Consider the following 23,536-nt stretch of genomic DNA (forward strand, 5'->3'; position numbering starts at 1 on the left):
GGAGCGGAAAGAAATGACGATTCTGGTAATTGCAGAACACGACAACGCGTCGATCAAGGCCGCGACGCTGAACACGGTGGCGGCGGCGGCAAAGATCGGCGGCGACATTCACGTGCTGGTCGCGGGTCACAACGCGCAAGCGGCTGCCGACGCGGCCGCGAAGATCGCGGGTGTGTCGAAGGTGCTGCTGGCCGACGCGCCGCAACTGGCCGAAGGCCTGGCGGAAAACGTCGAGGCGACCGCGCTGAACATCGCGAAGGACTACTCGCACATCCTCGCGCCGGCGACGGCCTACGGCAAGAACGTCGCGCCGCGCATCGCCGCGAAGCTCGACGTCGCGCAGATCTCGGACATCACGGCAGTCGATTCGGCCGACACGTTCGAGCGCCCGATCTACGCCGGTAACGCGATCGCGACGGTGCAATCGAGCGACCCGATCAAGGTCATCACGGTGCGTGCGACCGGTTTCGATCCGGTTGCAGCGGAAGGCGGCAGCGCAGCGGTCGAGAAGATCGAAGCGGCAGCCGACGCCGGCAAGTCGCAATTCGTCAGCCGTGAAGTGACGAAGCTGGACCGTCCGGAGCTGACCAGCGCGAGCATCATCGTGTCGGGCGGCCGCGGTCTGGGCAGCGGCGAGAACTACACGAAGGTGCTGGAGCCGCTGGCGGACAAGCTGTCGGCCGCACTCGGCGCATCGCGCGCGGCAGTCGACGCCGGCTACGTGCCGAACGACTACCAGGTCGGCCAGACCGGCAAGATCGTCGCGCCGCAGCTGTACATCGCGGTCGGCATCTCGGGCGCGATCCAGCATCTGGCCGGGATGAAGGATTCGAAGGTGATCGTCGCGATCAACAAGGATCCCGAAGCGCCGATCTTCAGCGTGGCCGACTACGGCCTCGTTGGCGACCTGTTCGCGCTCGTGCCGGAACTCGTGAGCGAGCTCGGCTGACGCGGCGTGACGCTTCAGCGGTAAGCACACGGGAAGAGGGGCGCGACGAGCGCCCCTTTTTTGTTGTGTCGTCGTGGAAGAGGCGCGAGCGTCGCTCGGCGGGAAGAATCCGGATCGTACCGTGTCGTGCGGAACGTATCCTCGCGCACGCACGACGGGTAGCGTCGATTCGAGCGCCGTGCGACGGCGGCATGCGCAGGTCGATTGAAGCGTCGTGCCGAATCGACACTCGCGGTCGCGGTTGCGCTCGCAGCCGCCGAAATGAGAAAGGCGCCCTCGGGCGCCTTTCTCGCTGATGCAACGGGCCCGCATCGCCGCGGGCCGTTCCGATTTACGCGTATGCCGGGCGCGTCTGGCCGGGCACGTCCTTCAGGTAACGATGCACCGACAGGTCGTCGGCCTGGATCGCGGGCATCTTGCCGGAGATCAGGTCCGCGAGCAGTTGGCCCGAGCCGCACGACATCGTCCAGCCGAGCGTGCCGTGGCCGGTGTTCAGGAACAGGTTCGACACCGGCGTGCGGCCGACGATCGGCGTGCCGTCCGGCGTCATCGGGCGCAGGCCCGTCCAGAACGTGGCCTTCGACGTGTCGCCGCCACCCGGGAACAGGTCGTTCACGCACATCTCGAGCGTTTCGCGACGTGCCGCGCGCAGCGTCTTGTCGAAGCCGACGATTTCCGCCATGCCGCCGACGCGGATGCGCTGGTCGAAGCGCGTGATCGCGATCTTGTAGGTCTCGTCGAGCACGGTCGACACGGGCGCGGCGGCTTCGTTGACGATCGGCGCGGTGATCGAATAGCCCTTGAGCGGATAGACGGGAATCTTCATCAGGTTCGAGATGAAGCGCGTCGAGTACGAGCCGAGCGCGACGACGTACGCGTCGGCACGCACCGTCTCGCTGCCGCACTGCACGCCGGCAATCTTGCCGCCCGCGATCGCGAGCGCATCGATCGGCGTGTTGTAGCGGAACTTGACGCCGAGCGATTCGGCGAGCGCGGCGAGGCGCGTCGTGAACAGCTGGCAATCGCCCGTTTCGTCGCCCGGCAGACGCAGGCCGCCCGTCAGCTTGTGCGAGACGGCGGCGAGCGCCGGTTCGGCTTTTTTCAGTTCGGCCGGCGACAGCAGTTCGAACGGCACGTTCGCTTCCTGCAGCACGGCGATGTCCTTCGCCGCGCCGTCGAGCTGCTGCTGCGTGCGGAACAGTTGCAGCGTGCCGCCCGTGCGGCCTTCGTACTGGATGCCGGTGTCGGCCCGCAGCGCCTGCAGGCAGTCGCGGCTGTATTCGGCGAGACGGACCATGCGCCCCTTGTTGACCGCATAGCGCTCGGCCGTGCAGTTGCGCAGCATCTGATACATCCACTGGAGCTGGAAGCGCGTGCCGTCGAGGCGGATCGCGAGCGGCGCGTGCTTTTCGAACATCCACTTGACGGCCTTCAGCGGCACGCCGGGCGCGGCCCACGGCGCGGCATAGCCGGGCGAGATCTGGCCTGCGTTCGCGAAGCTCGTCTCCAGCGCCGGGCCGGCTTCCCGGTCGATCACAGTGACTTCATGGCCGGCGCGCGCAAGGTAATACGCGCTTGCCACGCCCACTACACCGCTGCCCAGAATGACGACTCGCATAGCTGCTCCAGATGGAAGGGACCAGATTGAGGCCGGGCGCACCTGCGGCTCCGTGTAACCTCTAGCTGATCTAGTTTTTCGAGCTATGGTATTGTCGAATGTACAGTTTTTGTTATCGTATTTTTTCGGTTTTCAGCATAAACAAATGAGAACGCAACGTCAGCCCGTACGCTCGCTCGACAAGCTCGACCGGCGCATTCTGAAACTGCTCCAGGACGACGGCCGGATGGCGATGAAAGATCTCGCGGAACAGGTCGGACTGACCGTCACGCCGTGCATCGAGCGCGTGCGACGCATGGAGCGCGACGGCGTGATCACCGGTTATCACGCGCGGGTCGACCCGGGTCAGCTGGGCGCCGCGCTGCTGGTGTTCGTCGAGATCACGCTCGGCCACAAGGGCGGCAACATGTTCGAGCAATTCCGCCGGGAAGTGATGAAGATCGACGAGGTGCTCGAATGCCATCTCGTTTCCGGCGATTTCGACTACCTGATCAAGGCGCGGATCGGCGAGATGGCCGACTACCGGAAACTGCTCGGCGACATCCTGCTGCAGTTGCCCGGCGCCGTGCAGTCGAAGAGCTACGTCGTGATGGAAGAAATCAAGGAAACGCTGACGATCGCCGTCGGCGAGTGACGCGCCGACGGCCCGTTGTCGGGCCCTTTATCCCGTCCTTGGCATGCTGCGCCCAATACTGTATAAATGTACAGTATTGGGCGCAGGCAAATGGGTGGGCACATGGACGATCGGTCCGACAACGAATTTCCGATAGCGCCGCCCGTGCCCCGCAAGGGGCGCGGTGCGGTCGACAACTTCCAGGGGCGGTACGAAATCGCGCAGCGCGAAGCGGTGGACGACGGCTGGACGCACGAGTCCGACGACGCCGATTTCCCCGCGCCGCTGCGCACGCAGGTATTCGAGGAGCGGGCGAAAAGCATCCTGACGCACAATCAGTCGCCCGATATTCCGTTCAGCGTGTCGCTCAATCCGTATCGCGGCTGTGAGCACGGTTGTATCTACTGCTTCGCGCGGCCAACGCACAGCTACCTCGGGCTGTCGCCGGGGCTCGATTTCGAAAGCCGCATCTACGCGAAGGTGAACGCGGCCGAACTGCTCGAGCGCGAGATTTCGCGCAAGCGCTACGTGCCGGAGCCGATCGCGCTCGGCGTCAACACCGACGCGTACCAGCCCGTCGAGCGCGACCTGCGCATTACGCGCAGCGTGATCCAGGTGATGCACGATCGCGGGCTGCCGTTCGCGGCGATCACGAAATCGTCGCTGATCGAGCGCGATCTCGACCTGCTCGCACCGATGGCCGAACGCGGGCAGGTGATGGCGGCGGTCACGATCACGACGCTCGATGCCGAGCTCGCGCGCACGCTGGAGCCGCGTGCGGCCACGCCGGCGCGGCGGCTGCGCACGATTCGCGCGCTGCGAGATGCGGGCGTGCCGGTCGGCGTGAGCATTGCCCCGGTGATTCCGTTCGTGACCGAGCCCGACATGGAGCGCGTGCTGGAGGCCTGCGCGGAAGCCGGCGCGACGCATGCGAGCTACATCATCCTGAGGTTGCCGTGGGAGGTTGCGCCGTTGTTCAAGCAATGGCTTGCCGCGCATTTTCCCGATCGTGCGGAGCGCGTGATGAACCGCGTGCGCGACATGCGCGGCGGCAAGGATTACGACTCGGATTTCTCGAAACGGATGAAGGGCGAGGGGATCTGGGCCGACCTGTTGCGGCAGCGCTTCCGCCAGGCCGTCAAGCGGCTCGGGTTGAACGAACGCACGAACGGTATCCTCGATCTGTCGCGGTTCAGCGGTGCACCTGCCGCCGTGGTGCCGGCGCCGCGTGTCGCGGTGCGCGCAGCCGGCGCGAAGCCGCGCGACGACATGCAGTTGAACCTGTTCTGACCGGCGAGCCATGCAGTCGCCGGTGTGCCGTATCGACCGTATCGGTCGTGCTTACTGCGAAATCTGCTTGGCTGCTTCGACCTGCGATTCGAAGTAGGTCTGGAACGACAGCGCGAGCGCGGTCATCAACAGGAACGCGCCGATCAGCAGCGAGAAGATCACGACGAAGATCACGGTCCAGCCCGACCGGCTGTGCTTGCCGGTGTCCGCGTTGAATTGCGCATCCCATTTTTCGTCGGGGCGCAGCCCGTAGACGAGTGCGGCAAGAAACGCCGCCAGCAGCGAGATTGCGCCGGGTACCGCGAGCCACCAGCCGAGGCCGGCGCTTCGCTGCGTTGCGGCGAGCAGGAGGAAGCCCGGGACGCCGACGATCGTCGCGAGCAGGTGAGCCCAGCCGTACACATCGCGAAAGCCGTACAGGTAGAAGCGGTGCGCGCCGAGCGAGCCGAGCAGGAACGCGAGGGCGGCGGTGAGCGTCTTGGAGCGGAAGCGGCGGGGCGAAGCGGTGCTGCTGGACATGGATGGCGGCGTATTGTCGTTGGCATGGGCGGGCCGGCAGGCCGGCGCGGACGCGCGGCCCGGCACGCATTCTACGATGCCCGGTCGGGCCCGGTCACGCGTCGCCTGCGTCAAGGTGCCGCATAGGTCACGCGGTAGATCGCGCCGGCGTAATCGTCGCTGACGAGCAGCGAGCCGTCCGGTAGCGGCAATACATCGGCCGGGCGTCCCCATACGGTGCCGTCGGGCCGCAGCCAGCCCGTGATGAACGGTGTTTGTCGAGCGTGGCTGCCGTCCGCCGAGACGACTACGCGCATCACGCGGTAGCCGACCTTCGTGCTGCGGTTCCATGAGCCGTGCTCGGCAATGAAAACATTATTTCGATACGACGCCGGAAACATCGCCCCGGTATAGAAGCGCATCCCGAGCGCCGCGACGTGCGCGCCGAGTTTCAGGACGGGCGGCACATAACGGCGGCAGACGTCGACGCCGCCGAATTCGGGGTCGGGCGTATCGCCGCCGTGACAGTATGGAAAGCCGAAGTCGAGGCCGGTGCGCGGCGCACGGTTCAGCTTGTCGTCGGGTACGTCGTCGCCCATCATGTCGCGCCCGTTGTCGGTGAACCACAGCTCGCCCGAGTCAGGGTGCCATGCAAAGCCGACCGTATTGCGTATGCCGCGAGCCACCACTTCACGCCCGCTGCCGTCGGCGTTCATCCGCGCGATGATCGCGTAGCGGTCGCGATCGGCGAGGCAGACGTTGCACGGCGCGCCGACGGGCACGTACAGCTTGCCGTCGGGGCCGAACGCGATGAATTTCCAGCCGTGATGATGGTCGGTCGGCAGCGCGTCGGTCACGACGACGGGCGCGGGCGGTCGGGCGAGCCGGTCGTCGATACGATCGAGGCGCAGGATGCGCGAGACGGCGGATATATAGAGGGCGCCGTCGCGATAGGCGACGCCGACGGGCAGGTCGAGCCCGGACGCGATGACGTAGTGTGCGCTGATCCGGCCCTCGTGCATCGCGAACGCATGGACGTGGCCGTCTCGCGTGCCGACATACAGAATGCCGCGCGGCGACCACGCCATTTCGCGCGCGGCCGGTACGGCGTCGGTCAGCACGCTCACATGGAAGCCGGGCGGCACGACGAGTTCGTTCACCGGCAGCGCGGCAAACGCCGGTGCGGGCGCGACGCAGGCAAGGCCGGCAAGCAGCGCCGCCAATTGGCGCTGCACGCGGCGCATCGGGGTGGCGCGAAGGGGCGGCATGGCGGTCGGGAGCATCCTCGGTACGACGATTGTAGGCCCGGCTGGCGGGCCGTCCGCGGATTTTTACGCGTAAGTGTTTGTTGTACCTCTGGTTTCCGGCTATAATCGCGTGTTTCAGTAGTTTCGAACCCGGTTTTCCCGAAGGACATCATATGGTTATCATCCGTCTGGCTCGTGGCGGCTCGAAGAAGCGCCCGTTCTACAACATCGTCGCTACCGATTCGCGCAACCGTCGTGACGGCCGCTTCATCGAGCGCGTCGGCTTCTACAACCCGGTCGCCACGAAGGGCGAATCGCTGCGTATCGCTCAGGATCGCCTGACGTACTGGCAAGGCGTTGGCGCGCAACTGTCGCCGACCGTCCAGCGTCTCGTGAAGGAAGCGCAAAAGGCGCAACCGGCTGCCTAACGTGGCACGGTGTGCCGGTCGTGCCGGCTGTGAGGTGCATTGATGGCGGGTCACGATTCCGGTAATGCAAGGCGCGGGCGTGCGTCATTCGGCGCATTCGTCCGCAAGCCGGTCGAGCGCGACACGGTCGCGAACGCCGGTCAGGCTGCCGAACAGGGCGGCCCCGAAGCGACGCAAGCCTGGCCCGACGATGCCGTCGAGGTCGGGGCGGTAGTCGACGCCTACGGCCTGAAGGGCTGGGTCAAGGTGGCGACGCATGCCGATAACGGTCGCGGTGGCGACGCGCTGCTCAGCGCGCGTCGCTGGTGGCTGGAACGCGGTGCGGAGCGGCTTTCCGTCCGCATCATGCAGTCGAAGACGCACAGCGACACTGTCGTTGCGCAACCCGCGGGTGTCGGCGACCGCGATGCTGCGCTGTCCATGCGCGGCTTTCGCGTGTTCGTGCGCCGGGAAGATTTCCCGGCACTGGCCGCGGACGAATTCTATTGGGTCGACCTGATCGGCCTCGATGTCGTCAACGAGCAATCGGTGGCGCTCGGGAAGGTGAGCGGGATGATCGACAACGGCGTGCATTCGATCATGCGCGTCGAGTATCCGGCAACCGGCAAAGACGGTCGGCCGACCACCGACGAGCGGTTGATTCCGTTCGTCGGCGTCTACGTCAAAACGGTGGATCAGGCGGCGCGTCGCATCGTCGTCGACTGGGAAGCCGATTACTGAAATGAACCAGGTTACCGAGAGCGCGGTGCAGTTCGACGTCGTCACGCTCTTTCCCGAGATGTTCCGCGCACTGACCGACTGGGGAATCACCAGCCGGGCCGTCAAGCAGGGGCGCTTCGGGCTGCGCACCTGGAACCCGCGTGATTTCACGACGGACAACTACCGCACGGTCGACGATCGTCCGTACGGCGGCGGTCCGGGCATGGTGATGCTGGCCAGGCCGCTCGAAGCCGCGATCGACGCCGCGAAAGCGGCGCAGGCGGAGCAGGGCATCGCGAGCACGCGTGTCGTGATGATGTCGCCGCAAGGCGCGCCGCTCACGCATGATCGTGCGGTGCGGATGGCGCAGGAGCCCGGCGTCGTCGTGCTGTGCGGTCGCTACGAAGCGATCGATCAGCGCCTGCTCGACCGTTGCGTCGACGAGGAAATCAGCCTCGGCGATTTCGTGCTGTCGGGCGGCGAACTGCCGGCGATGGCGATGATGGATGCGGTCGTGCGGTTGCTGCCCGGCGTGCTGAACGATTCGCTGTCGGCCGTACAGGACAGCTTCGCCGACGGTCTGCTCGATTGCCCGCACTACACGCGCCCCGAGGAATACGCCGGCGTGCGCGTGCCGGACGTGCTGCTCGGCGGGCATCATGCCGAGATCGAGCGGTGGCGGCGCCAGGAAGCATTGAGGAATACGTTGCGGAAGCGGCCGGACCTGATCGTCCGGGCGCGCCGCGAGAAGTTGTTGAGCCGCGCCGACGAGGCGTGGCTCGCGAACCTCGCACGCGAAGCGAAGGACGCCTCCTGAGGCGGCTGCGCGAGCGGGAATTGGCGGTGCCGTACATGCGTGTGCGGCGCCTGATGTGAATCCATCCTCTATCGGGGCCAAGCCTGGAAGCAGGCGGGTTGAACGCCGACACGATGGCATAAGGAGTCAGTAATGAATCTGATCGCAAAACTTGAGCAGGAAGAAATCGAGCGCGCGCTCGCCGGCAAGACGATCCCCGATTTCGCCCCGGGCGACACGGTGATTGTGAACGTGAACGTGGTTGAAGGTAACCGCAAGCGCGTTCAGGCTTACGAAGGCGTCGTGATCGCGATTCGCAATCGTGGTCTGAACTCGAACTTCATCGTCCGCAAGATCTCGTCGGGCGAAGGCGTCGAGCGTACGTTCCAGACGTACTCGCCGCTGCTGGCAAGCATCGTCGTGAAGCGTCGCGGCGATGTGCGTCGTGCGAAGCTGTACTACCTGCGCGAGCGTTCGGGCAAGTCGGCTCGTATCAAGGAAAAGCTGGTGTCGAAGGATCGCGCCGCAGCAGCTTCCCAAGAGTAAGAGCTGTAAGGAAAAAGCACCCAACCGGGTGCTTTTTTCATTCTGGCGCGACAATATGCTCGATACGACACGAACCCGAGAGCCCCATTGAATCGCCGCCCCATCATCGATCCCGAAGTATTGCCGGTCGAAGGCACCGGCGCCGGCCTGCCTGTCATCGATTCCAGGCTGATGACGCCGCCCGGCCTGCGCGAACGGTTCGCGCGCACGCTCGAATGGAGCGTCGAACCCGGCGAGGCGAGGCTGCAGGAAGGCGTCGATCCCCGTAGCGCGGCCGTCCTCATGCCGCTCGTCGTCCGCGAGTCGGGCCTCACCGTACTGCTGACGCAGCGCGCCGATCACCTGAACGACCACGCCGGACAGATCAGCTTTCCCGGCGGCCGTCGCGAGCCGTTCGACCGCGACGCGACCGCCACCGCGTTGCGCGAGGCGAAGGAGGAGATCGGGCTGGCCGCCGAACGCGTCGAGATTCTCGGTGCGCTGCCCGACTACCTGACCGGCACGGGGTTCTGCGTGACGCCGGTGGTCGGCCTCGTGCATCCGCCGTTCACCGTGCAGGCCGACACGTTCGAAGTTGCCGAGATTTTCGAGGTGCCGCTCGCGTTCGTGATGAACCCCGCGAACCATCAGGTGCGCGTGTTCCGATGGGAGGGCGGCGAGCGTCGTTTTTTTGCCATGCCCTATCCGAATGGCAAACCGGACGGCCATTACTTCATCTGGGGTGCAACTGCCGCCATGTTTCGCAATTTGTATCGCTTCTTGGCCGCCGGCTAGGCGGGCGCGCCGGCCGGCGCGCGCGACCGGCTGCCCGGCGACCGCGCCGCGCAGCCATGCGCGACTGACGCTGTGCTATCGTTATGCAAAAAATGACATAACTCCGAAGACGGCGCCACGCATGACTTTCTTTTCGGTTCTCCTCGCCCTCATCATCGAACAGGTCCGCGCGTTGTCGCCGAGCAATCCGGTGTTCGCGCTGTTCCAGTTTCATGCGGAAACCGTCGCGCATGGCCTCGACGCCGGCAAGCAGAAGCACGGAATCCTCGCCTGGCTCGCGGTCGTGCTGCCGTGGGTACTGGTCGTCGCGCTGATCTATTTCCTGCTGTACAAGGTGAGCTTCGTGCTCGCGTTTCTGTGGAACGTCGCCGTCGTGTATTTCACGCTCGGCTTCCGCCAGTTCAGCCACTACTTCACCGATATCCATCTCGCGCTCAACAACGACGACGTGCCGCGCGCGCGTGAAATCCTGCACGAGTGGACGGGTATCGACACGGTCGACATGCCGGTCGGCGAAATCGTCCGTCATACGCTGATCCACGCGGTCGTCGCGTCGCATCGCCACGTCTTCGGCGTGTTCTTCTGGTACGTGCTGCCGCTCGGTCCGGCGGGCGCCGTGCTGTACCGGATTTCCGAATACCTCGCGCGCAGCTGGTCGACGCCGGGCGACGACCGCACGGCTGCCTTCTCGACGTTCGCGCAGCGCGCGTTCTTCGTGATCGACTGGATTCCGTCCCGGCTGACGGCGCTCGGCTTCGCGATCGTCGGCAATTTCGAGGATGCGATCTACGCGTGGCGCAACCATACGCGCCAGTGGCCCGACCCGAACGACGGCGTGCTGCTGGCCGCCGGCAGCGGGGCGCTCGGCGCGCGTCTCGCCGGGCCGCTCGCGGAGCCGTCGAGCCTCGATGCGCTGGCGGTCGGCGACAGCGGTCCGTTGACGGTCGGTGACGATTGCACGCCGCGCACGCTGCAGTCGGCGGTCGGCCTCGTGTGGCGCGCGGTGATCCTGTGGATGATCCTGTTGCTGATGCTGACGCTGGCGGTCTGGGTATCGTGACGCGCTAGCCCGGCGCCCGACGAAATGAACAGGCCGGCTTGATGCCGGCCTTTTCGCTGTGGGTCGGCGCAGTGCGTTCAGTCGTCGCGCGGATCGCGCACGGCGCCGCATTGCCAGCACGCGGTGAATTGCGCTTCGAGCGCTTCGCCGCACTGCCGGCAGCGCCAGGGTGCGGCACCGGCCGACGGGCCGTGCGATGCGGCATCGAGGAGCCGGCGGGCGAGCGCGTCGTCGCGTTCGTCGTCGAGCCACAGTTCGGGCGTGCACGCATCGGCGGGCAGGCCGCCGAGCGCGCCGGTCGCGTAGCAGTTGTGCAGTTCGCAACCGATGCCGGCCACCTGGAGCACGTTGGCCCAATGCTGCGCGGTCGCGAGGTCGGGTGCCTTGAAACGCATCGCCGCTCCTGTCGATGAAGGCCGGCCCGTCTGGCGCCGGCCGGCCGTCGCACACGTCGCGCGATCAGCGGACGATCTGGCTCGCCTCGTGCACGAGCTGCGCGTACAGCGCATGCCGGGACGGCGCGATGCGGCCGTCGGCGACGGCTTCGAGGATCGCGCAGCCCGGCTCGTGCAGATGATGACAATTATAGAAACGGCAGTCCGCGAGCAGCGGCCGGAATTCCGGAAACGCACGCTCGAGGCGGCCTTCGGTCAGGTGGTAGAGGCCGAATTCCTGGAAGCCCGGCGAATCGATCAGTGCACCGCCGCCTTCCAGCGGGTACAGGCGCGTGAACGTCGTCGTGTGACGGCCGCTGTTGAGCGCGGCCGAAATCTCGCGGGTCGCGGCTTCGGCGTCGGGCACGAGCAGGTTCACGAGCGTCGACTTGCCCATCCCCGACTGGCCGAGCAGGATCGTCGAATGGCCGGCGAGGTGCGGCATCAGTTGCGCGCGCGCGTCGTCCGGCGCGCCTTTCACCGACAGCTCGAGCACGTCGTAGCCGAGCGCGCGGTACGGCGCGAGGCGTTCGCGCGCGACCGGCAGCGCGGCCTCCACGTCGATCTTGTTCAGCACGACGAGCGGCTTCAACTCGTTCGCTTCGGCGGCGATCAGCGCGCGGCCGAGCAGATCCTCGCTGAAATAGGGCTCGGTCGCGAGCACGATCAGCAGTTGGTCGAGGTTCGCCGCGAACAGCTTCGACTTGAACTGGTCGGAGCGGTACAGCAGGTTACGCCGTTCGCCGATCTCCACGATCACGCCCTGGTCGGCCGACGCGAGTTCGTACGCGACGCGGTCGCCGACCGCGACGTCGCTCTTCTTGCCGCGCGGGAAGCATTGCAGCATCGGGCCGCCGTCGTCGGGGGCGACGATGTAGTGGCGGCCGTGCGCCGCGATCACGCGGCCTTCGGCCCGTTGCGCGCCCGATGCGCGCGGGGCCGGCTTGCGGGAGGTCGGCCGGCTCATGCGTGCTGCAGCAGGCGGTCGATCCGCTGCGACGCAGGCGGATGCGAGTAGTAGAAGGCCGTGTAGACGGGGTCGGGCGTCAGCGTCGACGCGTTGTCTTCATAGAGTTTCACGAGCGCGCTGACGAGATCCTGCGCGTCGGTCTGGCTGGCCGCGAACGCGTCGGCCTCGAATTCGTGCTTGCGCGACGTGAGGCTGCTGAACGGCGTCGCGAAGAACAGGAATACCGGAATCGCGAGGAAGAACAGGACGAGCGCGGCGCCCGCGTTGCTGGTGTCGAGCGACGGCGTGACGCCGAGCCCCGTATAGAACCACGTGCGTTGGGCGAGCCAGCCGAGCAGCGCGAGCAGCACGAGGCTCAGCACGAACGACACGAGCATCCGCTTCATCACGTGGCGGCGCTTGAAGTGGCCGAGCTCGTGCGCGAGCACGGCTTCGATCTCCTGGCCGGACAGGCGCGCGAGCAGCGTATCGAAGAACACGATCCGCTTGGATGCGCCGAAGCCCGTGAAATACGCGTTACCGTGCGCGGAGCGGCGGCTGCCGTCCATGACGAACAGGCCCTTCGCTGCGAAGCCGCAGCGCTTCATCAGCGACTCGATGCGCGCGCGCAGCGCGTCGTCCTTCAGCGGTTCGAACTTGTTGAAGAGCGGTGCGATGAAGGTCGGGTAGATCAGCAGCACGAGCATCTGGAACGCGACCCACACGATCCAGGTCCACAGCCACCACAGGCTGCCGGCCTGGTTCATCAGCCACAGCACGACGAACAGCAGCGGCAGGCCGAGCGCGGCGCCGAGCAGCGAATTCTTCAGCATGTCGGTGAAGAACAGCCGCTTCGTCATCCGGTTGAAGCCGAAACGCTGCTCGATCCCGAACTGGCGGTAATACTCGAACGGGACGTCGATCACGCTCATGATCACGAGCACCGCGGCGACCAGCGCGACCTGCTGCCCGTAGCCGCGGCCGAGCCAGCCGGTCAGCAGCGTGTCGAGCGCACCGACGCCGCCGAGCAGCGTGAGGCCGACCAGCACGGCCGCGCTGACGACGATCTCGAGCATCGTGAGCCGGGTGCGCTCGACCGTATAGTCGGCCGCGCGCTGGTGGGCGTTCAGCGGGATGGTGGCGCTGAATTGCGCGGGCACGCCGTTGCGGTGCGCGGCGACGAAGCGGATCTGCCGCGACGCGAGCCACAGCTTGGTGACGACCATCGCGAGTACGGCGATCGCGAACAGCAGGGTGAACGAAAAGGGTGACATCGAAGGCGCCAAAGGGTTCTATGCGAGAATTATATGTTCTTGCGGACCGGCCCCGCTGATGCGATGCCGGCCGCCCGGGCGGCGCCGCGTCGGCGCGCCCGGTCCGCCATTTTCCAGGATGAATCATGACCGATACCGCCGCTTCCGCCAGCCAGCCCGCGCTCGTGCGCAACGAGTTGAACCTCGTCTGGCTCGACATGGAGATGACGGGCCTCGACCCGGAAAACGACCGCATCATCGAGATCGCGGTCGTCGTGACCAATTCCACGCTCGACGTTGCCGTCGAGGGCCCGGTGTTCGCGATTCACCAGAGCGACGAGACGCTCGCGAAGATGGACGACTGGAACAAGTCGACGCATGGCCGCTCGGGGCTGATCGACCGCGTGCGCGCATCGACCGTGACCGAGGCGGAAGCCGCCGCGCAACTGCAGGCGTTCCTCGCGCAGTACGTGTCGCCGGGCAAGTCGCCGATGTGCGGCAACTCGATTTGCCAGGACCGCCGCTTCATGGCGCGCTGGATGCCGGAATTCGAGCGGTTCTTCCACTACCGCAACCTCGACGTCAGCACGCTCAAGGAGTTGTGCCGCCGCTGGCAGCCCGCCATCTACAAGGGTTTCCAGAAGCGGGCGATGCACACCGCGCTCGCCGACATCCACGAGTCGATCGACGAGCTGAAGTACTATCGCGAGCATTTCCTGATTCCGGCCGCATCGGCGCCGGCAGGCGATTCCGTGCCGGCCGCCTGAGCGGGTCGGCACGCGCGCGGCGCTCGAGCCACGTTCAGCGCCGCGCGCTTTTCGGCCGGAACGCCGCGACCACCGCGGCGTCGGTCTCGATATACGGGCCGCCGATCAGGTCGATGCAGTAGGGCACCGCGGCGAAGATGCCGGGCACGGTCGATTTGCCGTCGGCATCGCGCAGCCCTTCCAGCGTCTCGCGGATCGACTTCGGCTGGCCCGGCAGGTTGATGATCAGCGCCGCATGGTCGGCCGTTTCGCGGATCACCGCGACCTGCCGCGACAGGATCGCGGTCGGCACGAAATTCAGGCTGATCTGCCGCATCTGTTCGCCGAATCCCGGCATTTCCTTCGTCGCCACGGCCAGCGTGGCTTCCGGCGTCACGTCGCGGCGCGCGGGACCGGTGCCGCCCGTCGTCAGCACGAGGTCGCAGCCGGCGACGTCGACCAGTTCGGTCAGCGTGGCCGAGATCGTCGGCGCGTCGTCCTGGATCAGGCGTGTTTGCGCGCGCCACGGCGAGACGAGCGCACCGGCGAGCCATTCCTGCAGCGCCGGAATGCCCTTGTCCTCGTAGACGCCCGTACTCGCGCGGTCGCTGATCGACACGAGGCCGACCACGAGCTCGTCCGGATGGTTAGGCTTCGTCGTCATGGTCGTCTCCGGCGTCGTCGCCCGCTTCGTCATCGCCGCCGGGCGCGCCGCTCGCGGTCTTGATCCATTGGAACAGCTCGCGGAAATAGCGCGGCGGCTTGCCTTGCTGGGCTTCCTTGCGCGCGTTGCGGATCAGCGTGCGGCCTTCCTGGATGTCGGCGTCGGGGTGCTGGCGCAGGAATTCGGTCAGCGCGTCGTCGCTCGCGAGCAGTTGCTCGCGCGTGCGCTCGATCCAGTGCAGGCGGGCCGTCGCGGCCTTGTTCACGCCGCGTTGCGCGTCGAGCGCGGTGCGCAGCGCGGCCGTTTCGTCGTCGGTCAGCGAGCGCATCACGCGGCCGACGTACTGGAGCTGGCGGCGCTTGCCTTCGTGATCGGTGATCCGGCGGGCCTCGCGCACGGCGTCCGCGAGATCTTCGGGCATCGGCATGCGCTTGAGCGCGTCCTTCGGCAGGTCGACGAGCGCCTGGCCGAGTTCCTGCAGCGCGTGCATTTCGCGTTTCAACTGGGATTTGCTGGGGCGATCGTAGCCATTGTCGTCGTCCTCGACGGCATGTTCGATCGGCTGGATTCGGGTTTTGCGTGTCATGGGCCGCATTGTATCGCGGCGCGGATACCCCAAGCTTGTCTGTGTCCGGCCCCGGACCTTGCTATGATCGCGGGATACGCAACATTTTGACCATGCGGGCGCCCGCCCGCCACCGGATACCAAGACGATGGCAGCCAATCTCGACGTACAAGCGCGCTATTTCCCGCACACGCAGGACCAGCTCAAGGAAATCGCATCGGACATCCTTCGCCATGCGAAGGCGCTCGGCGCGACGGACGCCGCGACCGAAATCTCCGAGGGCGACGGCCTGTCGGTGTCGGTGCGCCGCGGCGAGGTCGAAACGATCGAGCACAACCGCGACAAGATGGTCGGCGTCACCGTGTTCATCGGCAAGAAACGCGGCAACGCGAGCACGTCGGACTTCTCGCCGGCCGCGATCAAGGATACCGTCGCCGCCGCCTACAACATCGCGCGCTTCACGGCCGAGGACGAAGCGGCCGGTCTCGCCGAAGCCGAGCTGCTCGAAACCGACCCGCAGGACCTCGATCTGTACCACCCGTGGGCGCTGACGGCCGACGACGCGGTCGAGCTTGCCCGCCGCGCGGAAGACGCCGCGTTTGCGGTCAGCCCGCAAATTCGCAATTCTGAAGGCGCGAGCGTGTCGGCGCAGCATTCTCAGTTCGTGCTTGCGACGTCGCGCGGCTTTCTCGCCGGCTATCCGTACTCGCGCCACTACATCGCATGCGCGCCGATCGCGGGCAGCGGCCGCCACATGCAGCGCGACGACTGGTATTCGTCGAAGCGCAGCGCGATCGATCTCGCCGCGCCCGAGGCGGTGGGCCGTTACGCGGCCGAGCGTGCGCTCGCGCGGATGGGCGCGCGCCGTCTGGACACGCGCAAGGTGCCCGTGCTGTTCGAGGCGCCGCTCGCGGCCGGCCTGCTCGGCGCATTCGTACAGGCCGTGAGCGGCGGCGCGCTGTATCGCAAGACGTCGTTCCTCGTCGACAGCCTCGGCAAGCCGGTGTTCGCACCGCACATCCAGATCGTCGAGGATCCGCACGTGCCGCGCGCGATGGGCAGCGCGCCGTTCGACGAGGAAGGCGTGCGCACGCGCGCGCGCAGCGTCGTGAAGGACGGTGTCGTCGAAGGCTATTTCCTGTCGACCTATTCGGCACGCAAGCTCGGCACGCAAACCACCGGCAACGCGGGCGGCTCGCACAATCTCGCGCTGCGCAGCGCGAACACGCAGGCGGGCGACGATTTCGACGCGATGCTGAAGAAGCTCGGCACGGGGTTGCTGCTGACCGAGTTGATGGGGCAGGGCGTGAACTACGTGACGGGCGACTATTCGCGCGGCGCGGCCGGCTTCTGGGTGGAGAACGGCGTGATCCAGTATCCGGTCGAGGAAATCACCGTTGCCAGCACGCTGCAGGAGATGTTCCGTCATATCGTCGCGATCGGTGCGGATTCGATCGTGCGCGGGACGAAGGAAACCGGCTCGGTGCTGATCGAGCAGATGACGATCGCGGGGCAGTAAGCCGCACGCGGCGCAGGCCGCCGGAAAACGAAAGCCCGACCGGCGCGAAGCCGGTCGGGCTTTTTTCATCGTGCGGAAGAATACGTCAGCCGCGCTTGCGTTCGTAGACGACGAACGCATAGCCGAACGTGTTCGGCGCGGCAGCCTGATGCGCGTCGCGCGAGATTTCCTGCCAGTGCGCGGCGTCGGGCGCCGGGAACGACGCGTCGCCGTCGAAGTCGGCGTCGATCTCGGTGACGACCAGTCTGTCGGCGAGCGTGAGACCTTCCGCGTAGAGTTGCGCACCGCCGATCAGGAAGACCTCCGACGCGCCGTCGCGCGCGGCGAGCGCCAGTGCGTCGGCGAGCGACGTGACCGTATCGCAGCCGTCGAAACGGCGCGTGGCGTCGCGCGTGACGACGATATTGCGGCGGCCGGGCAGCGGCCGGCCGATCGATTCGTGGGTCTTGCGGCCCATCACGATCGGCGCGCCCATCGTCGTGCGCTTGAAGAACGCGAGATCCTCGGGAAGTTTCCAGGGCAACTGGTTGTCGCGGCCGATGATGCCGTTGCGGGCACGCGCGACGATCAGGGTCAACGTCGTCATGAAGGTCGGAAAAGAGGGGAACGGGGCCGATTTTACCGGAACGACGGCGTGCGCCGGATTCCGCACGCCCGCACGGCGACCGGCGTTTCCGGCGCCGTCCGTCGCGACGCGCGATGCCCCGCGTCGCGACGGCCCGTCCGAATAAAAAGAGTGCCCGCCGGGGGACGGAGCACCAAAACGTTTTACGTCGCGAGATCGGCGAGGCCGGGTCCGCTCGACGGCATCCCGTTCGACCGGCTCGTCGGTTAAATACGTTATCCTGATTAATTGAAGGGGCGCATGCATCAGGGATGCGTATTGCCCCGCGCATTGCCTTCCATCGCATGCCGGACGTCGCCCGGTTGCGGCGCCGGCAGCGGCATCGGCAACAGGGGCGGCGGCGGGATCTCGTCCCACAGCGTCACGGCGGCGTTGGCGGCCGGCAGCGGTTGCGGGGCCGACACGGTCAGGATGCCGAACCCGTTGCCGTGCTGCGTGCTCGGCGTGTTCCCGGCAAGCTGCATGGCGCGATCCGGTTGCATGCCTTCGTCCGCGCATGCCGGAGCAGGGGGCCCGGCGGCCGAGAGCGCGAGCGCCATCGACACGAAAGAAAGTAAAAAAGTTTTTCGCATGGCGGATGTCTCCGATCGTGTACGTATTCAGCGAAATACATGCCACCGTACCGGGGCCATTGCCGCCATTGCGACTCGCGCTCGAGCGTTGCGAATGGTGGCCGAAAACGCCTGAAAATGTTTCAGGCGTGAAACGATGGGGCTCGGGAATACTGCTGATTCAATCGACACGCTTCAAGGATGAAAATCGGCGCGTGTGTCGATGACGAAACCCTTGCTGCACATGTGCTATGTGCAGATGATTGATCTGCATCGACCGCTGAGCGATTCGGCCGTGTCGCCATCGGCACCGAAACGGATTTGTCGTATTCGGTGCCTATAACCAGATCGTCTTGATCAAAAAAATACTGGACGCGAGACAAGCGCCATCATGCGAGGCTGTGTCGTTGCCACGCATCGGCATGGCGAATCGAGCCACCTCTGGCTGACCCGATTCGATCCTTTTGCACGCAATCCGACGTGTGCGGCAATCGTTGGACGGTTGATGAACGGGGTGAGCATATGGGAGCCGATCAGCGGCACGTGGTCTACTATTCGCGCGAACCGAACGACGCGTTGCGCGGCCATTTCGACGAATGCGGCTGGCGCGTCGACCTGGCCGAGACCGTGCGCGATGTGCGGCGCGTCGTGCAGCACGGCGTGGCGACCGCCGGCCTGCTCGATTTCTCGCCGGGCTTCAAGCCGTCGGACCTGCGCGAACTCGAATCCTGCCTGAGCATCCAGCATATCGGCTGGATCGCGGCGACGCGGCGCGGCCAGTTGCAGGACGCGACGCTGCGCCATCTCATTCGCGACTATTGCTTCGACTACGTGACGATGCCGTACGAAACGGCGCGGATCGTCGAGACCGTCGGTCATGCGCACGGCATGGTCGCACTGACCGATCCCGTTTCGCCGCCCGTCGGCGCAGGACGCAGCGAAGGCGAGATGGTCGGCACCTGCGATGCGATGCTCGGGCTCTTCAGGACGATCCGCCGCGTCGCGGCGACCGACGCGCCGGTGTTCATCTCCGGCGAGTCGGGCACGGGCAAGGAGCTGACGGCGGTCGCGATTCACGAGCGTTCGTCGCGCGCCCAGGCGCCGTTCATCGCGATCAATTGCGGTGCGATACCGTCGACGCTGCTGCAGGCCGAACTGTTCGGCTATGAGCGCGGCGCGTTCACCGGCGCGAACCAGCGCAAGATCGGCCGCGTTGAGGCCGCCAACGGCGGCACGCTGTTTCTCGACGAGATCGGCGATCTGCCGCTCGAAAGCCAGGCGAGCCTGTTGCGCTTCCTGCAGGAAGGCAAGATCGAGCGGCTCGGCGCGCACGTGTCGATGCCGGTCGACGTGCGCGTGATCTGCGCGACGCACGTGAACATGGAAGCGGCGCTGCGCGAAGGGCGCTTTCGCGAGGACCTGTTTCACCGGCTGTGCGTGCTGAAGATCGAGGAGCCGCCGCTGCGCGCGCGCGGCAAGGACATCGAGGTGCTCGCGCGCCACATGCTCGAGCGCTTCAAGGGCGATGCGCATCGCCGCCTGCGCGGCTTTTCCCCGGACGCGGTCGCGTCGCTGTACGGCTATTCGTGGCCCGGCAACGTGCGCGAGCTGATCAATCGCGTGCGCCGCGCGATCGTGATGTCCGAAGGCCGGATGATCACCGCCGCCGATCTCGAGCTGAACGACTATGCGACGCTCGCGCCGGTGTCGCTGCTGGAGGCGCGCGAGGCGGCCGAACGGCAGGCGATCGAGCAGGCGCTGCTGCGCCATCGCGGCCGTTTTGCGGATGCCGCGCGCGAGCTCGGCGTGTCGCGCGTCACGCTCTACCGGCTGATGTGCGCGCACGGCATGCGCGATCGCGGCGACACGCTGGCAGGGTTTTCGGCGCCGTTGCCGGAGCTTCCGCGCCACGCTTGCTAAAATCGGCGGGTACGGCCGCCTCTCGCGGCCGAAGGAACCCGCATGAAACAGTATCTCGATCTCGTTCGTACCATTCTCGATACCGGCACCTGGCAGGAGAACCGCACGGGGATCCGCACCATCAGCATGCCGGGCGCGATGCTGCGCTTCGACCTGCAGCAAGGCTTTCCTGCCGTGACGACCAAGAAGCTCGCGTTCAAGTCGGCAATCGGCGAGCTGGTCGGCTTCCTGCGTGCGTCGCGCAGCGCGGCCGATTTCCGCGCGCTCGGCTGCAAGGTGTGGGATGCGAACGCGAACGAGAACGCGCAGTGGCTCGCGAACCCGTATCGCCAGGGCGTCGACGATCTCGGCGACGTATACGGCGTGCAATGGCGCCAGTGGCCTGGCTACAAGGTGCTCGATGCGGGCGCCGACGCGCAGATCGCCGACGCGACGCGCCGCGGCTTCCGGATCGTCACGCGTTTCGACGAGGATGGCGCGCCGAAGGTGCTGCTGTACAAGGCGATCGACCAGTTGCGTCAATGCCTGGACACGATCATGGAGAATCCGTCCGATCGTCGCATCCTGTTTCACGCATGGAATCCGGCCGTGCTCGACCAGATCGCGCTGCCCGCGTGCCATCTGCTGTACCAGTTCCTGCCGAACGCGACGAAGCGCGAGATCTCGCTGTGCTTGTACATCCGCAGCAACGATGTCGGTCTCGGCACGCCGTTCAACCTGACGGAAGGGGCCGCGCTGCTGTCGCTCGTCGGCCGGCTGACGGGCTACACGCCGCGCTGGTTCACGTATTTCATCGGCGACGCCCACATCTACGAGAACCAGCTCGACATGCTGCAGCAGCAGCTCACGCGCGAGCCGTACGAAAGCCCGCGGCTCGAGATTGCCGAGCGCGTGCCCGAGTACGCGAAAACGGGCGTCTATGCGCCCGAATGGCTGGAGCAGGTCGAGCCGTCCGATTTCTCGCTCGTCGGCTATCGCCACCACGAGCCGCTGACCGCGCCGATGGCGGTCTGATCGCGCGGGCGAGGCCGCACGGTTTCGTCGATCCGTACCCTGCAAAAAAGGCTCGACCGGTATTGGCCGGTCGAGCCTTTTGTTTCATCTTTGCTGCCCTTACTGGCGATGCCGCTCCTCGTGGCCGCCCTGCGGCGGCGGATTGGCCGGATGCGGCGCCTCGACGTGCGGCGCCGGCTGCGGCCGCGGTTCCATCCGGGGAGCGGGCATCGACGGGCGCGGTTCCATGCGGGGCGCCGGCTGCGGTCGCGGCTCCATGTGCGGCGCCTGCGGCTGCGGACGCGGCATGTCGTGCACCGCGGGCGCCGGCGGACGGTACTCGTTCGCGCGCGGCGGCGCGACCTCGCGATGCGGCGCCGGTTGAGCGAAGTCCGGGCGTGGTTGCGGCGCGGGGGCGGCCCGTTCCGGTTGCGGCTGAGGTTGTGCATGCCGGGCCGGCGTCTGGAAGTCGGGGTGCGGACGCGGTTGCTGAATCTGCGCGGTATTGTCGACCCGCGGTTGCGGCAGCGCGCGCGGCGTTTCGTTGCGGCCGCCGGGCTGTACGCCTTGCGGCGCCGGCACGCCGTCCGGATGCGGCGCCGCTGCGCTGCGCACGGGGGGCAGCGCATTCTGTCCTGCCGCGTGCAGCGCGGTCGGCGAGTCGGCGCGTTGACGCGCCATCGGCGTGTGCGGCTGCATCCACACGGGCGACGGCGCATTGGCTGCGTGCGCGTTGCCGGTCGCGGCCGGAACGTCGTTCGCGCCCGGCGGATGCGGGACGCCATTGCCGGGCGCGAACGCCTGATGCGGCATCGGGTTGCCGGGTGCCGGCGGCGTGCCGCCGTTGGCGAAACGCGGTGCGTTGGGGCTTTCGCCGTTCGGCGGCCGCGCGACATTCGACATGCCCGGCGTCGGCGCGCCTGGCCGCGCGGCCTGCTCGCCGGCCGGCTGGCCTTCGCGCGACGCGTGGGCCGGCTGCACGACGGGCCCGTGCGGATTCACGAGCTGCACGTTGCGCATCGCCCATGCGCCGCCGCCCGGCGGCTGGCCCGGAACGCGGACCGGCCGAGCCGTATAGTCGGCCGGCACGTTCGTCTTCACGACGGGCGCGCCGGCGCCCGGTACGCGCCCGCCTTGCTGCGCGAGGTGGGCGGCGGCCTGGTCGCGATAGGCGGCGGGCACGGCCGGATTGCGTGTCGCGACGTACGGGTGCTGCGCGATCGCCGCCGGCGGGCGGTAGCTGGCATTGCGCAGCCCGCCGGTGAAGCTCTGGCGCACCGGCGCGATGCCGGGCGTGCCCGGCGTGACGTGCGCGTTGCGCCATTGCTGCGGATCGACGTGCTGCGAGAAGTGCGCGACCGGCTGGCCGTGCACGAACGCGGTGGCCGGCACGGCTGTGATCGCGTGCGGCGCACGGAAGTTCACATACGTCTTGTTGATGTTGGTGATATTGGTGATGTTCGTCACGTTCACGGTCTTGTTCACGTTGACGTTGTTCACCACGATGTTGCGGTTGACGCGGTCGTAGTAGTGCGGGCTCCAGCCGCCCCAGCCCGGATGCCACGGCTCGCCGGGGCCGAGCGCGAACCATGCGCAGCCGGCCGCGGCGACGCCGCCGACCGTCAGCGCGACGCTCCAGTCGGAACCGCCGCCCCCGCCGCCCACGAACGCGACGAGCGCCGGCGCATAGACGGGCGGCTGGTCGACGACCATCGGGCCGGGCACCCATGCCCAGCTGTCGTCCACGTACGCCCAGCGGCCGTAGTGATACGGCGCGAAGCCCCACGGCGCGTCGTCGACCCAGGTCCAGCCCCACGGCGCCTGCCAGATCCAATGGCCGTCGTGATACGGCGCCCAATCGGCCGGCGTGTCGTTCGGCACCCATACCGCGCCGTAATTCGGGGTTTCGCGCCACGTGCCGTTCGCGTCGAGATCCTGGTAGCCGGGGATGTCGCGGGACACGTAGCGGGCCGACACCGAGCGCGCTTCGGCCGCGTCGCGGCTGGCAGCCCACTGGTCGAGCGCGTCGGGGGCCGGCGCGGCCGATTGCTGCGCGACCTGCAGATCGGTGCCGGTGAACACCACCTGCTGCCCCGGCGACAGCGGATACTGGCCGTTGCTGCCGTAGACGGTCGCGCTCCCGCTGCGTACCGTCACCGTCGTGCTCGCGCCGTTCGGCGCGACATCGACACGATAGTCGCCGGGGCCGGCGATGCCGAGCGCGAGGTTCGGCGTGTCGATTTCGTACGATCCGCCGGCCGGCAAATCGCGCACGTGCGTCGACACGGTGCCGAGCCCCACCTTCAATTGCGTCGTCGTGTCGTCGAGGTTCAGCACCGACAGGCTCGTCGATTGGCCGAGCCGCACCGCGGTCGAGCCGATGTGCAGCTCCGAACGCGCGCCGGCATCGTTCCAGAGCTGATCGCCGGTCGTCAGCGGCCGGTTCACCGCCGCATACGACCACGTATCGGTGCCGGCCGGTTCGATCGTCACGGCGCCCGACAGGTAATTGAGCCGCGCGACGCGGCCGGGCGGATCGCCGCCCGGTTGCCGTGCCGCGGCCAGGTTCGGCGGCGCATCGGCCGATTGGGCGAAGGCGGGCGGCAGCGCCGCCAGCGCGACGAACGCGAGCAGCGTGTAGCGGGCGGTGCGCTTGAGCGTGAAGAGGGAGGCCATGGTGAGCGTCATCGTTGTGATCGCGGCGCGTCGATTCGTGCCGTCCAGTTCACAATATCCGCTCGGCCTGTTTCAAGGCACGGTGTTTTGTAAGTCGAATGGCACGCGATGTAACAAAACCTG

General features: G+C 67.0%; 24 protein-coding genes. 13 read left to right on the plus strand and 11 right to left on the minus strand.

Annotated features, from left to right (window positions below):
* The first annotated feature begins 13 nt into the window (after positions 1-13).
* On the plus strand, positions 14-949 hold the full coding sequence (locus WS54_RS18360; RefSeq protein ID WP_034206728.1) for an electron transfer flavoprotein subunit alpha/FixB family protein: 936 nt from the start codon (positions 14-16) through the stop codon (positions 947-949).
* A 331-nt stretch (positions 950-1,280) separates the two neighbouring features.
* On the opposite strand, the gene WS54_RS18365 is transcribed toward WS54_RS18360, so the two are convergent.
* Positions 1,281-2,567, minus strand: coding sequence for a D-amino acid dehydrogenase (locus WS54_RS18365; protein WP_034206729.1), 1,287 nt, complete (start codon positions 2,565-2,567; stop codon positions 1,281-1,283).
* A gap of 145 nt (positions 2,568-2,712) precedes the next feature.
* On the opposite strand from WS54_RS18365, the gene WS54_RS18370 reads away from it, so the two are divergent.
* On the plus strand, positions 2,713-3,201 hold the full coding sequence (locus tag WS54_RS18370) for an Lrp/AsnC ligand binding domain-containing protein (protein ID WP_012492860.1): 489 nt from the start codon (positions 2,713-2,715) through the stop codon (positions 3,199-3,201).
* A 90-nt stretch (positions 3,202-3,291) separates the two neighbouring features.
* A complete protein-coding gene (locus tag WS54_RS18375) occupies positions 3,292-4,470 on the plus strand; it encodes a PA0069 family radical SAM protein (protein WP_059779711.1) in 1,179 nt (392 codons plus the stop codon).
* A gap of 51 nt (positions 4,471-4,521) precedes the next feature.
* Here the strand turns inward: WS54_RS18375 and WS54_RS18380 are convergent, their stop codons facing one another.
* Positions 4,522-4,989, minus strand: coding sequence for an NINE protein (locus WS54_RS18380; RefSeq protein WP_034206731.1), 468 nt, complete (start codon positions 4,987-4,989; stop codon positions 4,522-4,524).
* 110 nt (positions 4,990-5,099) lie between these two features.
* A complete protein-coding gene (locus WS54_RS18385; RefSeq protein ID WP_059779816.1) occupies positions 5,100-6,236 on the minus strand; it encodes a PQQ-dependent sugar dehydrogenase in 1,137 nt (378 codons plus the stop codon).
* Between the two features lie 152 nt (positions 6,237-6,388).
* Between WS54_RS18385 and rpsP the strand changes: the two genes are divergently transcribed.
* From rpsP to WS54_RS18415, 6 genes are all read left to right on the plus strand, one after another.
* Entirely contained in the window at positions 6,389-6,643 is a 255-nt protein-coding gene (gene rpsP / locus WS54_RS18390) for a 30S ribosomal protein S16 (protein ID WP_006476550.1), read from the plus strand.
* A 42-nt stretch (positions 6,644-6,685) separates the two neighbouring features.
* The gene (rimM, locus tag WS54_RS18395) at positions 6,686-7,363 is read left to right on the plus strand and encodes a ribosome maturation factor RimM (protein ID WP_059779713.1); all 678 of its coding nucleotides are present in this window, start codon (positions 6,686-6,688) and stop codon (positions 7,361-7,363) included.
* 1 nt (position 7,364) lies between these two features.
* Positions 7,365-8,159: a tRNA (guanosine(37)-N1)-methyltransferase TrmD gene (trmD, locus tag WS54_RS18400; RefSeq protein ID WP_034206733.1), complete on the plus strand. Its 795-nt coding sequence runs from the start codon at positions 7,365-7,367 to the stop codon at positions 8,157-8,159.
* Between the two features lie 132 nt (positions 8,160-8,291).
* Positions 8,292-8,684 (plus strand): 50S ribosomal protein L19, encoded by a 393-nt coding sequence (rplS, locus tag WS54_RS18405; protein WP_006486838.1) that lies wholly within the window; start codon positions 8,292-8,294, stop codon positions 8,682-8,684.
* A gap of 87 nt (positions 8,685-8,771) precedes the next feature.
* Positions 8,772-9,458 carry a CoA pyrophosphatase gene (locus tag WS54_RS18410; RefSeq protein WP_034206734.1) on the plus strand — a complete coding sequence of 229 codons (687 nt, stop codon included), beginning with the start codon at positions 8,772-8,774 and terminating at the stop codon, positions 9,456-9,458.
* Positions 9,459-9,579: 121 nt separating this feature from the next.
* The gene (locus WS54_RS18415) at positions 9,580-10,518 is read left to right on the plus strand and encodes a CobD/CbiB family protein (RefSeq protein ID WP_034206735.1); all 939 of its coding nucleotides are present in this window, start codon (positions 9,580-9,582) and stop codon (positions 10,516-10,518) included.
* A 77-nt stretch (positions 10,519-10,595) separates the two neighbouring features.
* On the opposite strand, the gene WS54_RS18420 is transcribed toward WS54_RS18415, so the two are convergent.
* The 3 genes from WS54_RS18420 to WS54_RS18430 all read right to left on the minus strand — a co-directional run bounded on the left by WS54_RS18420 (position 10,596) and on the right by WS54_RS18430 (position 13,175).
* Positions 10,596-10,913, minus strand: coding sequence for a putative signal transducing protein (locus WS54_RS18420; RefSeq protein WP_021159739.1), 318 nt, complete (start codon positions 10,911-10,913; stop codon positions 10,596-10,598).
* A 64-nt stretch (positions 10,914-10,977) separates the two neighbouring features.
* Positions 10,978-11,919: a ribosome small subunit-dependent GTPase A gene (gene rsgA, locus WS54_RS18425; RefSeq protein ID WP_034206736.1), complete on the minus strand. Its 942-nt coding sequence runs from the start codon at positions 11,917-11,919 to the stop codon at positions 10,978-10,980.
* Positions 11,916-13,175, minus strand: a complete 1,260-nt coding sequence (locus WS54_RS18430) for a M48 family metallopeptidase (protein WP_059779715.1) — start codon at positions 13,173-13,175, stop codon at positions 11,916-11,918. The genes rsgA and WS54_RS18430 overlap by 4 nt, the downstream gene beginning before the upstream one ends.
* A 125-nt stretch (positions 13,176-13,300) precedes the next feature.
* Between WS54_RS18430 and orn the strand changes: the two genes are divergently transcribed.
* Complete coding sequence (gene orn / locus WS54_RS18435; RefSeq protein WP_059501648.1) at positions 13,301-13,921, plus strand: oligoribonuclease; 621 nt, start codon at positions 13,301-13,303, stop codon at positions 13,919-13,921.
* Between the two features lie 34 nt (positions 13,922-13,955).
* Here the strand turns inward: orn and mog are convergent, their stop codons facing one another.
* Positions 13,956-14,564 (minus strand): molybdopterin adenylyltransferase, encoded by a 609-nt coding sequence (gene mog / locus WS54_RS18440; protein WP_082725004.1) that lies wholly within the window; start codon positions 14,562-14,564, stop codon positions 13,956-13,958.
* Positions 14,548-15,150 (minus strand): ribosome biogenesis factor YjgA, encoded by a 603-nt coding sequence (gene yjgA, locus WS54_RS18445; protein WP_272482656.1) that lies wholly within the window; start codon positions 15,148-15,150, stop codon positions 14,548-14,550. The genes mog and yjgA overlap by 17 nt, the downstream gene beginning before the upstream one ends.
* Positions 15,151-15,277: 127 nt before the next feature.
* Here yjgA and pmbA point away from each other — a divergent pair, with 127 nt between their 5' ends.
* Positions 15,278-16,648, plus strand: a complete 1,371-nt coding sequence (gene pmbA / locus WS54_RS18450) for a metalloprotease PmbA (protein WP_059501644.1) — start codon at positions 15,278-15,280, stop codon at positions 16,646-16,648.
* A gap of 85 nt (positions 16,649-16,733) precedes the next feature.
* Here pmbA and WS54_RS18455 read toward each other — a convergent pair whose 3' ends face one another.
* Positions 16,734-17,234 (minus strand): dihydrofolate reductase, encoded by a 501-nt coding sequence (locus tag WS54_RS18455; protein ID WP_034206741.1) that lies wholly within the window; start codon positions 17,232-17,234, stop codon positions 16,734-16,736.
* 284 nt (positions 17,235-17,518) lie between these two features.
* Positions 17,519-17,737 (minus strand): hypothetical protein, encoded by a 219-nt coding sequence (locus tag WS54_RS18460; protein ID WP_373557155.1) that lies wholly within the window; start codon positions 17,735-17,737, stop codon positions 17,519-17,521.
* Positions 17,738-18,346: 609 nt separating this feature from the next.
* Here WS54_RS18460 and WS54_RS18470 point away from each other — a divergent pair.
* The gene (locus tag WS54_RS18470; RefSeq protein ID WP_034206743.1) at positions 18,347-19,744 is read left to right on the plus strand and encodes a sigma-54 dependent transcriptional regulator; all 1,398 of its coding nucleotides are present in this window, start codon (positions 18,347-18,349) and stop codon (positions 19,742-19,744) included.
* Between the two features lie 42 nt (positions 19,745-19,786).
* Positions 19,787-20,758, plus strand: coding sequence for a thymidylate synthase (locus tag WS54_RS18475; protein WP_034206744.1), 972 nt, complete (start codon positions 19,787-19,789; stop codon positions 20,756-20,758).
* A 99-nt stretch (positions 20,759-20,857) separates the two neighbouring features.
* Here the strand turns inward: WS54_RS18475 and WS54_RS18480 are convergent, their stop codons facing one another.
* Positions 20,858-23,425 (minus strand): DUF6600 domain-containing protein, encoded by a 2,568-nt coding sequence (locus WS54_RS18480; RefSeq protein WP_236872804.1) that lies wholly within the window; start codon positions 23,423-23,425, stop codon positions 20,858-20,860.
* Positions 23,426-23,536 lie beyond the last annotated feature (111 nt).

Source organism: Burkholderia sp. NRF60-BP8 (genome assembly GCF_001522585.2).
In the GTDB taxonomy this organism is placed as follows: Bacteria; Pseudomonadota; Gammaproteobacteria; order Burkholderiales; family Burkholderiaceae; genus Burkholderia.